We start from the raw sequence: 13,827 nt of genomic DNA, 5'->3' as shown, positions 1-13,827 counted from the left end.
CAATGGCAAACTTCTTTTCTAATTTATTTGGCAGAAACAATGATCCAAAATCCATTATTTCTTTTGATATTATAGATTCAATTTATTCCCATTTGTATAATGTGCAGGGAAGTCTTGAATTTAAGGTGAAAGGCATTTACGACAATGTTGTAGTTAATCTTTTTTACTTTCCAGGCTCTTTTGATCATGAAGAAGGCAAAGCCGAAATTGAAAAAGCAGGTTTTAAAAATTCCTACGAAGTTTTAAACGAACTTTATAAAAAGATTGATATTGGTATTCTTTCTGAAGAAATAATGCAGGAAGGTCTGGAGTATGATTTTATTCATATTCAGTTTTATTCAGAGCCAAGTGCTGAAATGAAAAAGTATTTTAACCGTGTTTTAAATAATTTCATTATAATATTTTGCTGTACCAATAGTTTAGAAACAAACGATTTTAAAATTTTATATTCAAGCAGTCATTTTATAGATTATACTAAAGGATTGTTAGATACCCAATTGCTTGATATAAATAAGCCTAAAAATGAAACACAGGAAATTGGAATCAAGGATTTTAAAATTGTATTACAGGGAATCTGCCAATATATAAACATAGAAATTCCAGAAACTATTGAACTTCCTTCATCAGAAAATTTAATAGAAAATGAAGAAGTTACGATAGAAACTTTTGAGGAGTTTATAAAATTGGTTTCGAGAGGAAATATCGAAGAAAAAGAACTTAAAAAACAATCGAAAAAGCTTTTTAAAGATTTTAAAAAAGAGACAAAAGACTACTATGAAAAAGTCGAAGGTCATTTTGATTTCTTCGAAAGCATCGATGCTTGGAACAGCGACTGGAAATTTGATCCCGAAGATGCTGAATATTTTATTTCTGAAATGGTAGGCGCGGATTTAAACTTTGACTATCCAGAAGAAACGTATAGTCATGATTTGTTCCCTTACATTCAATCGGCTTTAGAAAAACAAAATCTCGAATTAATGACCTATGATACGCACGGAGATAATTATTTATTCTTTGTTGCTAATAAAGATGATGTCAAAAGAATTTTAGAATTATCTGAATTGACTAAGATTGAGATAAATCAATTGTAGTTGATGTTTTGTCATCCTGACGAAGGAAGGATCACACAAGTAATTCGACAAAGATTGAAGATATTCATTGCGGAGCTTCTGGTGTGATCCTTCCTTCGTCATGATGACAAGATTGTGCTGAAAACTGAAACCTACAATTACGGAATCAAAATAATCTTCCCTGTACTTTTTCTGCTTTCCAGATAATCATGCGCCAATTTTCCTTCTGATAATTTGAAAGAAGTGGGTTCTGAAAGTTTTATTTTTCCCTCAATAATCCAATTAAATAATTGATTTGATCTTTTGATTCTTTCTTCTTTTGAATTTAAATAACTCCATAAATCGCCTCCGGTTAAAGTTTTAGAACCGTCCATCAGCATTCTCGGATCTACAGGTGAAGGATCACCGCCCGCCATTCCGAAGAAAACAACTTGACCGCATTCTTTTGTAACTTCAAAACTTTCCATCAAAGTACTTCCTATGCTGTCGTAAACGACATCAACGCCATTTTTATTAATTTTAAAAACTTCTGATTTCCAATCATCATTATACAAAAATACATGATCAGCACCTTGTTCGTAAGCGACTTTTGCTTTGTCTGACGATGAGGTTAAACCAATAATGTTGGCTCCTAAAAGTTTGCTAATTTGTGTTAGAATCTGACCAACGCCGCCGGCAACGGCATGAATTAATATTGTTTCGCCTTCTTTAGTTTTGTGACTGTCAGTGGCTAAATAATGAGCTGTTAAGCCTTGTAATAAAATAGAGGCTCCAGTCTCGAAAGAAATGGCATCTGGTAAAGGCAAGACGTGATTTGTATTGACTGCAACTAATTCTGCATTGGCGAAAGGAACATCGGCAAAAGCCACTCGGTCACCCACTTTGTATTCAGAATGATTATTGGCATCGACTACAATTCCAGCGCCCTCGTAACCGGCAATAAAAGGCGGATTTCCTTTTAAATGATAATTTCCTTTTCGTCTGTATACATCTGCAAAATTTAATCCGATGGCTTTCATCTCGACTAAAATTTCATCTTTTTTTAATTGCGGATTAGGGATTTCTATATATTCTAAAACATTTGAATCTCCAAAAGAAGAGAAGGTAAGTGCTTTCATTTTTCAGTATTTTTAAGAAAGCAAAGTTCGTGAAAAATTATTTGCAGTTTGAAAAGCTTTTGCTAAAACTGCCTAAAAAAACCTCGATTCTAATAGAAGCGAGGTTTGTGTTTTTTTGCCACAGATTAAAAGATTAAAAAGATTTTTTTAGAAATTTAGTAATAGAATCTGCAGAAAACCTTTTAATCTTTGGTAAAAAGGGCAATTATATTTTAGGGAATTTCATGTCGTTGAAAGTACTTTTTTGTTTGGCTAAAGCTTCAATATCTTGCCATTTTCTTGGAGATTCTGCAGAAAGATTTTCGTATGAATCTTTTTTAATGGCAATATCATCCTCAATACGAACGCCAATATTCCACCATTTTTTATCACATTTACTGTTTGCCGGAATGTAGATTCCTGGCTCCACTGTCAAGATCATATTTTCTTTTAATGTACCCATGTAATTTCCTTTGTCATGAACATCTAAACCAAGAAAATGCGAACAGCCGTGCGGATAATAAATTCTCGCATCTTTAGGATCTGTAATGATTCCGAGTTTGATTAAGCCCGCAGCAATAACTTCTCTTGATCTTTTATTCAAATCTTGAATGGGAGTTCCTTCTTTACAGATTTTAAAAACTTCTTCCTGAGCTTCATAAACCAATTGATAAATTGCCTTTTGCTCTTCAGTAAATTTTCCGTTTGCTGGAATTGTTCTGGTAACATCCGCAGAGTAACCGTGATATTCAGATCCAACATCCATTAATAATAACTGATTGTCCATTTTTGTAGCGCTGTTTTCTCCGTAATGTAAAATACAGCCATTCGCTCCAGCTCCAACAATCGGAGGATAACCTTCGTCTTCAGCACCGTATTTTCTGTGAATGTAAGCGTGAATTCCGTCAGCTTCGTTTTCACTCATATCAGGACCAACCGCTTTCATAACTTCATTATGTGCAACACACGAAAGTTTAACAGTTTTACGCATTAAGTCCATTTCTTCAGGCGTTTTTATTTCGCGAAGAGAATTGGTAATATTTGTAAATAAATCTATAGATGCTTCATTTTCTGTAGTAATTCCGGCTTTGCTTTTGAAACTTTGAAGCAATCCAAAAAGATCAAAACCACTTTTATTTCCTTCAAGATCTGTTGGAATTTTGTCGTAAATGATTTTGTTAAATTTTTTAAAATCGATGGCAAAAGCATTAAAATCATTACCATTGTAAACGGTAGAAAAACCAAGTTTAGATTTAGCACCTTCGACTCCTAAACGCCTTCCTGTCCACATTTCTTTTCCTGCATTTCGTTCTCTCACAAAAAGCACTTCATTATATTTTTCAGTACCCTGTGCTTCTTTAAAAAGCAATAAAACAGCATCTGCTTCTTTGTATCCAGTTAAGTAAAATATATCGGGATTTTGATGATAATTGTAATTGATGTCTTTTGAGAAAACTCGCTCCGGATATGAAAAAATTACAGCTACAGAATTAGCAGGCATTAAATTTCTAAAAGCTTCTCTTCGGCCTTTGTGAAATTCTTTTGAAAGATAATCTGTAGGCAAATTTTCTTGAGAATGAACTTGAGAAACAGTAATTAAGAAGGCAAATAATAAAAGAAATTGCTTCATTTTTTGTGGTTTTTTATTGATTATTTTAGTTTTTTGATCATCGCAAATTACAAAAAATATGAATTGCTAATTTTAGAAAAAAAAGTTCGCAGGAATTGTATAAAAAAAACCGTCCATAAAAATGGACGGCAAGAGTAATTGACAATTAATATTAACCACTATTTCTTTTTGAGTTTGTCTTTAAAGACTTTCTCGAATTTTTCTAATTTAGGCTGAATTACCATTTTGCAATACGGCTGGCTTTTATTGTTTGCATAATAATTCTGATGATAATCTTCGGCTTTATAGAATACTTTAAAAGGTTCAACTTTTGTAACTATTGGATTATTGTAGACCTTTGCTTTGTTAAGTTCGGCAATAATGCTTTCGGCTGCTTTTTTCTGTTCTTCATTTTTATAAAAAATTACAGAACGATATTGTGTGCCAACATCCGCCCCTTGTCTGTTTAAGGTTGTTGGGTCGTGAACAGTAAAAAATACTTGAAATATTTCATTAATATCGGTTACGTTTTTATCGTACGTTATTTGAACAACTTCGGCGTGTCCGGTTGTTCCTGTGCAAACTTCTTCGTAAGTTGGGTTTGCAACTTTTCCTCCAGAGAAACCTGAAACAACAGATTTTACGCCGTTTAAATTTTCATACACAGCTTCAACGCACCAATAACAGCCTCCTCCAACTGTTATTGTTTCTAAATTTGGCGCTTTTTTATTTTGAGAAAATCCGTTTAAGGATAAAGTTAAAAAACAGATTAAAAGTATATTTTTCATTTGTAAATTATTTTTGAGAATCAGGAATAAAATCTAGAGCAATCGAGTTCATGCAGTAACGTTTTCCGGTTGGCTCCGGACCGTCGTCGAACAAATGTCCTAAATGTCCGCCACAACGTCCGCAAAGCGCTTCAATTCTTTCCATTCCGAGTGAATTATCATTTTTATAAACTACGCTTTTTTTATTGTCTTGTTCAAAAAAACTTGGCCATCCGCAGCTGCTTGAGAATTTAGCTCCAGATCTAAAAAGTTTGTTTCCGCAAGAAGCGCAATAGTAGGTTCCTTTTTCGTCAGTGTTCCAATATTTTCCTGTAAAAGGTCTTTCGGTATCAGCTTCGCGCATCACCGCGTAAACATCCTCCGGCAATACTTTTTTCCATTCTGCATCGCTTACATTTAGTTTCGTTGTATCAGTGTTAGAATAATAAGGATTTCCGGGTTTATTGATTTTGTTTTCCATCACAATTGTTTTGGTTTGTTCTTTTTTAGGGTTTTGTCCGCATGCCTGCAAAATAAAAAGCGGGATTAAAAAGCAAAGGCTGAAAATTTTGTTTTTTGTTTTCATGATTTTATTAGGCTTTAATTCTGAATATCAAAGATACAACGAGAGTTGGTCTATTGGTAGAGTATAATTTACAATTCAGATTTTTTTAAGTATGATTTAACGTTTTCTTATTTACGTAAAAGAGATAGGTTTAGTTTTTAAGCCTTGTTTTTAAAGGTTTTTATAAATAAAACTAGGATTAACTTTTTGAATATAAGTAGTTTATGATCTTTGAATCTCGTTAAACTTTTCACAATCTTTTCTAGGATTTTCAAGCCATTTCTTTTTTCGTATTTTTGTTTGTTCAATAAGCCTTATGATAGAAGAAAACGTAATATTAGTTAATCAAAAAGATGAGCAAATTGGCCTGATGCCAAAATTAGAAGCACATGAAAAAGCACTTTTGCATCGCGCTTTTTCAGTCTTCATATTAAATAGTAAAAACGAAATCATGCTCCAGCAGCGTGCACATCAAAAATATCATTCGCCTTTGCTTTGGACGAATACTTGTTGCAGCCACCAGCGAGAAGGAGAAACAAATATTGAAGCAGGAAGCCGAAGATTGTTTGAAGAAATGGGTTTTAAAACTGAATTGAAAGAACTTTTTCATTTTATTTATAAAGCACCTTTTGATAACGGTTTGACAGAGCACGAACTTGATCATGTTATGATTGGATATTACAATGAGAATCCGAACATAAATTTAGATGAAGTAGAAGCTTGGAAATGGATGAAGATTGAAGATGTAAAAAAAGATATTGATAAACAGCCCGAAATTTATACTGTGTGGTTCAAAATAATATTTGATGAATTCTATCATTATTTAGAAGACCATAAGATTTAAAACCTACTAACCAAAAACCTAAATGAAAGTAACCATATCAAGAAAAGCACATTTTAATGCTGCACATCGACTGCACAGGAAGGATTGGACATTTGAAAAAAACGATGCTGTTTTTGGAAAATGCAACAATCCTAATTTTCACGGTCATAATTATGGTTTAACAGTAAGTGTTACAGGAAAAATTGACCCAGAAACTGGTTTTGTTTTAGATGTGAAAGTATTAGCGGATATTATACGTGAAGAAGTAGAAGTACCGTTTGATCACAAAAATCTGAATCTGGATGTTCCGGAATTTCAAGATTTAAATCCGACAGCTGAAAATATTGCCGTTGTGATATGGAATAAAATTAAAAAAAGAATTCATCCCGATTTTAACTTAGAAATCGTACTGAATGAAACGGACCGCAATTTTGTAACTTATAAAGGAGAAGAATAAATGTCATTAAAAATAGGAGATATAGTTCCGAATTTTACTGCTAAAGATAGTCACGGAGAAATTTTTGAAAGCAAAAGTGTTTTAGGTCGAAAGCCTCTAGTGATTTATTTTTACCCAAAAGACAATACCCCTGGCTGTACTACTGAAGCCTGCAGTTTTCGTGATCAATACGAAGACTTTAAAGATTTAGGAGCAGAAGTCATCGGGATTAGCAGTGACAGTGTCAAATCGCACAATAAATTTGCCAATAAACATAAACTGCCTTTCATTTTATTATCAGATCAAGATAAAAGATTAAGACACCTTTTTGGAGTCCGCGATACTTTATTTGGACTTTTGCCAGGAAGAGTAACATATGTTATTGATAAAAATGGCGTCGTGATTTATATTTTTGACAGTATGAATGCTGCAAAACATATTTCGAAAGCACTTGAAACAATTAAAGAATTGGTACTGTAAATTAAAGAAATAGTAGTACCTTTTTGTTTATTAAATTAAAATATTAGCCTAAACTTAAAATATGAAACCAAATTTATACCCGTTACAATTTGATCCCATCCTTAAAGAAAGAATCTGGGGAGGAGAAAAACTTAAAACAATTTTAAACAAACCTATTACGTCTAAAATTACAGGCGAAAGCTGGGAATTATCTACTGTCGAAGGAGATGTAAGTACCGTTGCAAACGGAGTTTTGAAAGGAAAATCATTGATGGAACTTATTGATGAAACACCAAATGAAATTCTAGGAACTGAAGTTTACAAACGTTTCGGAAAGCAATTTCCGTTGCTTTTTAAATATTTAGATGCCCGCGAAGATCTTTCTATACAAGTTCACCCGAATGATAAACTAGCAAAAGAACGTCATAATTCTTTTGGTAAGACTGAAATGTGGTATGTGATGCAAGCTGATGCTGATTCTAGAATTATTGTTGGTTTTAAAGAAAATTCGAGTAAAGAAGAATATTTAAAACATTTACATGATAATACACTTGTTTCGATTTTAGATGATGTGAAAGCAAAATCAGGTGACGTTTTCTTTTTAGAAACAGGAACTGTTCATGCTATTGGTGCAGGTTTAGTTGTTGCTGAAATTCAGCAGACATCTGATATTACATATCGTTTATACGATTTTGACAGAGTAGATGCTCAAGGAAATAAAAGAGAACTGCATGTTGATTTGGCACTTGATGCAATTAATTATAATAAAGTACATACTCAAAAAAAATACGAAACAAAAACGAATACTTCAAATGCAGTAGTTGATTGTCCTTATTTTACAACGAATTTTATTCCGTTAGAAGGAAAGGACGAAGTTTCTAAATCTGGAGAAACGTTTACAGTTTATATGTGTATTGAAGGAAGTTTTGAAATTGAATTTGACGGATTCAAACAAACCTATAGTAAAGGTGATACTGTTTTGGTTCCAGCTGCGATAAATGCATTTATTTTAAGCGGAAAAGCTTCAATTTTAGAAATTTACATTTCATAGCGCGTAATCTAAAGATTATGTGTACTTTTGCAGACGCAAATTAAAATTAAAATAAAATGGCAAACGTTAAAAATTTAAAAAAAGACATCAACTTCGTATTAGGAGATATTATTGAGGCAATTTACTTATTCGAAATGTCTACAACAGGAAATCCTACTCCAGAAACGAATGCTTTGATCGATCAAGCTATTGCTGCATTTGATACTTTGATCACAAAAGTGAATGCTAAAAACGTTGAAAACAAAAAAGCACACTTCAAACAAATCAATGTTGAATTGGAAGAAACTGCTAATCAATTGATTGCTAAAATCAACGAATTGTAAGCGAAAAAAAGTATAAAAAAGTGCAAATTTATTTTGGTAAAACGAAAAACCGCTTTATATTTGCACCCGTAATGAGTCGCCAGCGTAGCTCAGTTGGCTAGAGCAGCTGATTTGTAATCAGCAGGTCGTGGGTTCGAGTCCCTCCGCCGGCTCAACATAAAACCATCACTTTTAGTGGTGGTTTTTTTATTTGAAATAAGAGGTAAATTTATTTTGGAAAATACAAAAAACCATTTTATATTTGCACCCGTAATGAGTCGCCAGCGTAGCTCAGTTGGCTAGAGCAGCTGATTTGTAATCAGCAGGTCGTGGGTTCGAGTCCCTCCGCCGGCTCAACGTAAAACCATCACTTTTTAGTGGTGGTTTTTTTTTTGGAATAATTAAAAAAAACATAAAAAAAATCCCTGAAGTATTCAGGGATTTTTTTTATGTGATAGGAAAACTATTTCTGTTCTTGCTTTTTAATGTCAGCAACATACTTTGTTAGTTTCTTTCCGTAAAGGGATTGCGCTACTTTTGGAGTCATCGATTTTTGAATAGTATCTAAAAATTTGATATTAATATCGTAAATCTCTGCTAAAGCAATATAAGGTGCAATTTCGTGGTCTTTATTGTTTAATGCAAAGTTTGTAGCGAACAAATATTTTCTTTTGATATTAGCCTCCTCTTTTGCGACGATGCTGTCAACTGCTTTTTGATCTTGTCTTTTGATCGCCTTAAATTTTGGTTCTACCAAAGAAAGGTTTTCATCATTAAAACGAGTATTTATTTTTTTAAATTGCTCATATAATTCTTGATTTTTAGATCCTGTAATTTTGGCACCATAGATAAAGTTATCTAGATTGGTTTCAATAGTAATATTTCCAGGTTCAGCGAAGAATAAAATATTATTGTCTAAAGAATTGCTCACACCGCGGTCTAGAAATAAATAAAGCATTTCTGGAGATTCTAATTTAATATCGCGCTCAAACGTAGAGTTTCCGTCGATTTTAATACTGTCAATAGCAACAAGTGCTGTATCAACAATTCTTTGAATATATAAAGTTCCGTTTTTTAATCCTTTTATATTTCCGGTAATGTGCAAATTGTCAGCAGATTCTTTTTTGCTGCAAGAAGCTAATAGTGCAAGTGCAACAAAGGCAATAATTGATTTTTTCATTGGTTTTTAGATTTTGGTGCAAAATAAAGAAAATAGTTTGAATGTAGTAAGCGGTGGATTTAAATTTTAATAAAAAATAAATCCCAATCTATTTCTACATTGGGATTTGTTTATTTTTATAAAAATGAGCTTTTTACATTGATAAATTATAGCTAACACCGCTTTCGTGTGTGTAGGTAAAATTACTGTCGCAATCGCCGTTTCCGTAGTCAATAACTCCTTTAAGAAATCCGCCTTCAATTTTTAGTTTTCCTTTAGAAACATATAAGCAAGAATATTTTTTAACTAGTGTTTCTTGCACAGTAAGCGTTAACGTTGCACCTTTTTCTGTAGTCACTGTGTGAGTTCCTTCTGTCATTTCGTAAACATTATCTTCTAATACATATGGAGTGTCTACGCCTGCAGTTTGTTTTACAGTGTGAGATCCAGAATTTGTGTAAACTCTTCCCTGCAAATCAGTAAATTTTCCGTTAGTTACTTTTCTGCTCCATTGTGGTACGGTTGCTACAGTTGTAGTATTTGTGTATTCAATAGTTCCTTCTAATTTTATTCCGTTTATAGAATAATCAATTCTTTCAATAGTCAATTTGCTTCCTGTGTTGATAATTGGTCCTGAAAGTGTAATTTTTAATTTTCCTTTTCTCGTCAGTTGATTGTCTGCACATCCAGCTGTTCCGTAATCAACCAAAAATACTTTTGGATAAGATTGTCCTGTGGGAGTCGTAACAGTAATAGTTGCACAAGTCCCTGCAGCAGGTTTTGCAGTTGCACCAGTGTTTGTTACCAGCAGTCCTGTGTTAATGTCCATTTCGTTAGCTGCGTCTATGGCTACTGATGCTCCAACGGCTGTAGTATCCGTTTGATTTGCAACTTCATCTTTAGAGCATGAAACATAAGTTAGTGCAGATGCACAGATAGTTAAAAATAAAAAAATGGTTTTTTTCATCGTGTTATTTGTTAAGGTTAGATTAAATAGGCGTTTCAAATGTAATAAAAAAAATGAATTGCAATAAAAAAATCCTGTAAGTTCAATTACAGGATTTTTAAAATAATTTAATGAAATTCTTATTTAATCATTTCAAAACTTCTTTTTACAAAAGCAGTCAAAGCTTCACCTTTTAATAGGTTTTGCGATAATTTTGCTAAGTCTAAAGCTTGTTTTACTAGGTGCTCTTGGTGTGTTTTGTCTTCTGTATTTAAAATACTTGAAGCTAAATCAGAATTTGTGTTTACAACCAAATTGTACATTTCTGGCATATTTCCCATTCCGAACATTCCACCGCCTCCAGACTGACTCATTTCTTTCATTCTGCGCATAAATTCTGGTTGCGTGATGATAAACGGAGCAGCTTGACTGTCCATAGCTTCTAATTGAACACTGTATGCTTTTGGAATGTAAGCTTCTAATGAAGTTTTTAAAGTTTCTTTTTCTTCGTCAGATAATTTCGAAATCGTGTTTTCGTCTTTTTTGATTAAATTATCAATATGGTCAGAATCTACACGAACGAAAGTTAAACCGCTGTTATCACCTTCAATTTTTTGAATTAAATGTGAAATAATCGGAGAATCTAAAAGTAATACTTCGTATCCTTTTGCTTTTGCTGTTTCAATATAAGAGTGTTGTGCTTCTTTATTTCCAGCATACAGAACGACAAGTTTTCCATCTTTATCTGTTTGATTGTCTTTTAGTTTCTCTTTTAATTCTTCAAGAGTAAAATAAGTGTCATCTACAGTTGGGTATAATACAAATGCACCAGCCTTTTCGTAGAATTTATCTTCAGACAGCATTCCGTATTCTAGAACAATCTTAATGTCGTTCCATTTTGATTCAAAATCAGCACGGTTTTCGTTAAATAAAGCTTTTAATTTATCAGCTACTTTACGAGTAATGTAGTTAGAGATTTTCTTAACAGCTCCGTCAGCTTGCAAGCCAGAACGAGAAACATTTAACGGGATGTCCGGAGAGTCAATAACTCCTTTTAGCATTGTCAAAAATTCAGGTACAATTCCTTCTACGTTATCTGTAACATAAACCTGGTTTTGGTACAATTGAATTTTATCTTTCTGAATTTGTAAGTCAGAACCCAATTTAGGGAAATACAAAATTCCAGTTAAGTTAAACGGATAGTCTACATTTAAATGAATGTTGAATAAAGGTTCTTCGAACTGCATTGGATACAGTTCTCTGTAAAAGTTTTTATAATCTTCATCAGATAATTCAGTTGGCTGTTTTGTCCAAGCTGGATTTGGATTATTAATAATGTTGTCGATTTCAACTGTTTCGTTGATGTAATCTTCAGGAGCATCTTCCGGTTTTGGAAGTGTTTCTGTTTTTGTTCCGAATTTAATTGGAATAGGCATAAACTTATTATACTTATTCAATAATCCAGCGATTTTAGAATCTTCTAAAAATTCAAGAGAATCTTCAGCGACGTGCAAGATAATTTCTGTACCGCGTGAAGTTTTGTCAGCTGGCTCTAAAGTAAATTCAGGGCTTCCGTCACATGTCCAGTGTGCTGCTGGCTCATCTTTATATGATTTTGTAATGATTTCTACTTTTTCTGCAACCATAAAGGCAGAGTAAAAACCAAGACCAAAGTGACCAATAATTCCAGAATCTTTAGCAGAATCTTTGTATTTGTCTAAGAATTCTTCAGCTCCAGAAAAAGCAACTTGGTTAATGTATTTTTCTACTTCATCAGCAGTCATACCTAAACCTTGGTCGATAATGTGGATTTTTTTACCTTCTTTGTCAACTTTAATTTCAATAACCGGATTTCCGTATTCAACTTTAGCTTCGCCAATACTAATTAGGTGTTTTAATTTTAAAGTAGCATCGGTTCCGTTTGAAACAAGCTCACGCAAGAAAATTTCGTGATCGCTATACAAGAACTTTTTGATTAAAGGAAAGATGTTTTCTACTGAAACATTAATTTTACCTGTTGTCATATTTTTATATTTTTTAATTTAATGTTATGATTCTCATTCCTTCAAATAGAATACCAATTGTTTTTGGGGTGACAAAATGTCTTAAGTGTTAATTCTGAAAGAAAAAAATCAGATTTTGGAACTGTTAATCTTTATACGAATCGTATATTTGTGGTATAATAATTGTTAAACGTGTAAGTATTAACTTAAAAAAATTACAAAATGAAGAAAATTATTTTCATTTGCTTGATGGCCACGGTTTTATTTGCGTGTAAATCAGCTTCGTCCACTACAGCTTCTACAGAAGCACCAGCACTTTCGACTAAACTTGACAAATCTACTCAAGTAGCTATTAAAGGAAATTGGGTTTTAACCAATGTTTCTTATCCAGGTTCAGACTATATTAAAGTAAATTCATTTGATCTTGCCGATTCAAAATGTTTTATTGGCAGCACTTGGAACTTTATTTCAAATAATAATAAAGGTACAATGACGCTTACAGCACCAAGCTGTACTGCATTTACATCTCCAATCGTTTGGAGTATTAATAATCAAGGGCTTTTTGTTCTTAAAATTGTAGATCCTGGTACAAAATCTAAAAATGTAAAATCAGGTTATTTACTAAAAGTTGCAGGTCTGAGTGATAACTCATTTCAGTTAATTGACAACATCAATGTTGGTGGTCAAACTAAGGATGTAACGTACCAATTTCAAAGAGCTAATTAAAAAGAGCCAATTAATATAAAATTTATACACATGAAAAAGATAACAGTTTTAGGGTTAAGCAGTTTACTTGTATTAACTAGTTTTTTTGCAAGCTGTGATTCAGTAAAGAATGCAAATAATACACAAAAAGGAGCCGGAATTGGAGTAGTTGCCGGTGGTCTTATTGGTGGAATTTTAGGTAATAACTTAGGACACGGTGGAAATGCCGCGCTAGGTGCTGCCATTGGTGCTGCCGTAGGTGGAGGAACTGGAGCCTTGATTGGAAATAAAATGGACAAGCAAGCTCGTGAAATTGATCAAGCGCTTCCGGGTGCTGACGTAGAAAGAGTTGGTGAAGGAATTCACTTAACTTTGAACGAAAATGCTGTTCGTTTTGATACTAACAAATCAACTTTGACTTCAACAGCTAAAGCAAATTTAGATAAATTGGTTCCTGTATTCAACGATTACGGAGATACTGATATTCAAATTTTTGGTTATACTGATAATACAGGAAAACCAGAATATAACTTAACACTTTCAGGACAAAGAGCAGCTTCTGTGCAGGCATATTTAGTTTCAAAAGGATTAAAATCGAGCCGTTTCAAAACTTCAGGGTTAGGAATTGTAGATCCGATTGCAACAAATGATACGCCAGAAGGAAGAGCGCAAAACCGTCGTGTAGAGTTTTCTATCACAGCAAATGATAAAATGGTAAATGATGCTAAAGCTGAGGCTGGAAAATAATTTACTGCAATAAAAAATCTTAAAAGCTGTTTCTTAATTGAAGCAGCTTTTTTTTTGACTTTAGAAATTAAACATTGTAAATTTGGAC

Annotated in this window: 15 protein-coding genes and 2 tRNA genes; 10 read left to right on the top strand and 7 right to left on the bottom strand. The window is 33.1% G+C overall.

All coding sequences use genetic code 11. The features are described 5' to 3' along the window. Positions 1-2 precede the first annotated feature (2 nt). The gene (locus tag IR010_RS09860; RefSeq protein WP_194603376.1) at positions 3-1,091 is read left to right on the top strand and encodes a hypothetical protein; all 1,089 of its coding nucleotides are present in this window, start codon (positions 3-5) and stop codon (positions 1,089-1,091) included. Positions 1,092-1,228: 137 nt separating this feature from the next. Here IR010_RS09860 and IR010_RS09855 read toward each other — a convergent pair whose 3' ends face one another. The 4 genes from IR010_RS09855 to msrB form a co-directional block, all read right to left on the bottom strand. Continuing rightward, positions 1,229-2,188 carry a quinone oxidoreductase family protein gene (locus IR010_RS09855; protein ID WP_194568592.1) on the bottom strand — a complete coding sequence of 320 codons (960 nt, stop codon included), beginning with the start codon at positions 2,186-2,188 and terminating at the stop codon, positions 1,229-1,231. A 205-nt stretch (positions 2,189-2,393) separates the two neighbouring features. After that, entirely contained in the window at positions 2,394-3,797 is a 1,404-nt protein-coding gene (locus IR010_RS09850; protein WP_194603372.1) for an aminopeptidase P N-terminal domain-containing protein, read from the bottom strand. Positions 3,798-3,955: 158 nt separating this feature from the next. Further along, positions 3,956-4,564, bottom strand: coding sequence for a peptide-methionine (S)-S-oxide reductase MsrA (gene msrA, locus IR010_RS09845; protein ID WP_194603369.1), 609 nt, complete (start codon positions 4,562-4,564; stop codon positions 3,956-3,958). Between the two features lie 7 nt (positions 4,565-4,571). After that, the gene (msrB, locus tag IR010_RS09840) at positions 4,572-5,129 is read right to left on the bottom strand and encodes a peptide-methionine (R)-S-oxide reductase MsrB (protein WP_029272167.1); all 558 of its coding nucleotides are present in this window, start codon (positions 5,127-5,129) and stop codon (positions 4,572-4,574) included. A gap of 295 nt (positions 5,130-5,424) precedes the next feature. Between msrB and idi the strand changes: the two genes are divergently transcribed. The 7 genes from idi (at position 5,425) to IR010_RS09805 (ending at position 8,533) form a co-directional block, all read left to right on the top strand. Beyond that, positions 5,425-5,952, top strand: coding sequence for an isopentenyl-diphosphate Delta-isomerase (gene idi / locus IR010_RS09835; RefSeq protein WP_029272168.1), 528 nt, complete (start codon positions 5,425-5,427; stop codon positions 5,950-5,952). A 22-nt stretch (positions 5,953-5,974) separates the two neighbouring features. After that, positions 5,975-6,388: a 6-pyruvoyl trahydropterin synthase family protein gene (locus IR010_RS09830; protein ID WP_029272169.1), complete on the top strand. Its 414-nt coding sequence runs from the start codon at positions 5,975-5,977 to the stop codon at positions 6,386-6,388. Beyond that, on the top strand, positions 6,389-6,847 hold the full coding sequence (locus IR010_RS09825) for a peroxiredoxin (protein WP_029272170.1): 459 nt from the start codon (positions 6,389-6,391) through the stop codon (positions 6,845-6,847). A 61-nt stretch (positions 6,848-6,908) separates the two neighbouring features. After that, positions 6,909-7,877 (top strand): type I phosphomannose isomerase catalytic subunit, encoded by a 969-nt coding sequence (locus IR010_RS09820; RefSeq protein ID WP_194568584.1) that lies wholly within the window; start codon positions 6,909-6,911, stop codon positions 7,875-7,877. A 56-nt stretch (positions 7,878-7,933) separates the two neighbouring features. Next, entirely contained in the window at positions 7,934-8,200 is a 267-nt protein-coding gene (locus tag IR010_RS09815; RefSeq protein ID WP_026982865.1) for a hypothetical protein, read from the top strand. A gap of 78 nt (positions 8,201-8,278) precedes the next feature. Beyond that, positions 8,279-8,352 (top strand) — tRNA-Thr (locus tag IR010_RS09810). Between the two features lie 107 nt (positions 8,353-8,459). Continuing rightward, a tRNA-Thr gene (locus IR010_RS09805) sits at positions 8,460-8,533 on the top strand. Positions 8,534-8,642: 109 nt separating this feature from the next. Here the strand turns inward: IR010_RS09805 and IR010_RS09800 are convergent. The 3 genes from IR010_RS09800 to htpG all read right to left on the bottom strand — a co-directional run bounded on the left by IR010_RS09800 (position 8,643) and on the right by htpG (position 12,308). Then, positions 8,643-9,359, bottom strand: coding sequence for a DUF4369 domain-containing protein (locus IR010_RS09800; protein WP_029272172.1), 717 nt, complete (start codon positions 9,357-9,359; stop codon positions 8,643-8,645). 133 nt (positions 9,360-9,492) lie between these two features. Further along, complete coding sequence (locus tag IR010_RS09795) at positions 9,493-10,305, bottom strand: hypothetical protein (RefSeq protein ID WP_194603366.1); 813 nt, start codon at positions 10,303-10,305, stop codon at positions 9,493-9,495. A 119-nt stretch (positions 10,306-10,424) separates the two neighbouring features. Next, positions 10,425-12,308, bottom strand: a complete 1,884-nt coding sequence (htpG, locus tag IR010_RS09790) for a molecular chaperone HtpG (RefSeq protein ID WP_194568580.1) — start codon at positions 12,306-12,308, stop codon at positions 10,425-10,427. A gap of 201 nt (positions 12,309-12,509) precedes the next feature. Here htpG and IR010_RS09785 point away from each other — a divergent pair, with 201 nt between their 5' ends. Next, positions 12,510-13,013, top strand: coding sequence for a lipocalin family protein (locus IR010_RS09785; protein WP_029272175.1), 504 nt, complete (start codon positions 12,510-12,512; stop codon positions 13,011-13,013). 30 nt (positions 13,014-13,043) lie between these two features. After that, positions 13,044-13,739 (top strand): OmpA family protein, encoded by a 696-nt coding sequence (locus IR010_RS09780; protein WP_029272176.1) that lies wholly within the window; start codon positions 13,044-13,046, stop codon positions 13,737-13,739. The last annotated feature ends 88 nt before the right edge of the window (positions 13,740-13,827 follow it).

It is taken from the genome of Flavobacterium sp. MR2016-29 (assembly GCF_015350695.1).
GTDB lineage: Bacteria > Bacteroidota > Bacteroidia > Flavobacteriales > Flavobacteriaceae > Flavobacterium.
This window is presented reverse-complemented; position numbering and strand designations above follow the sequence as displayed.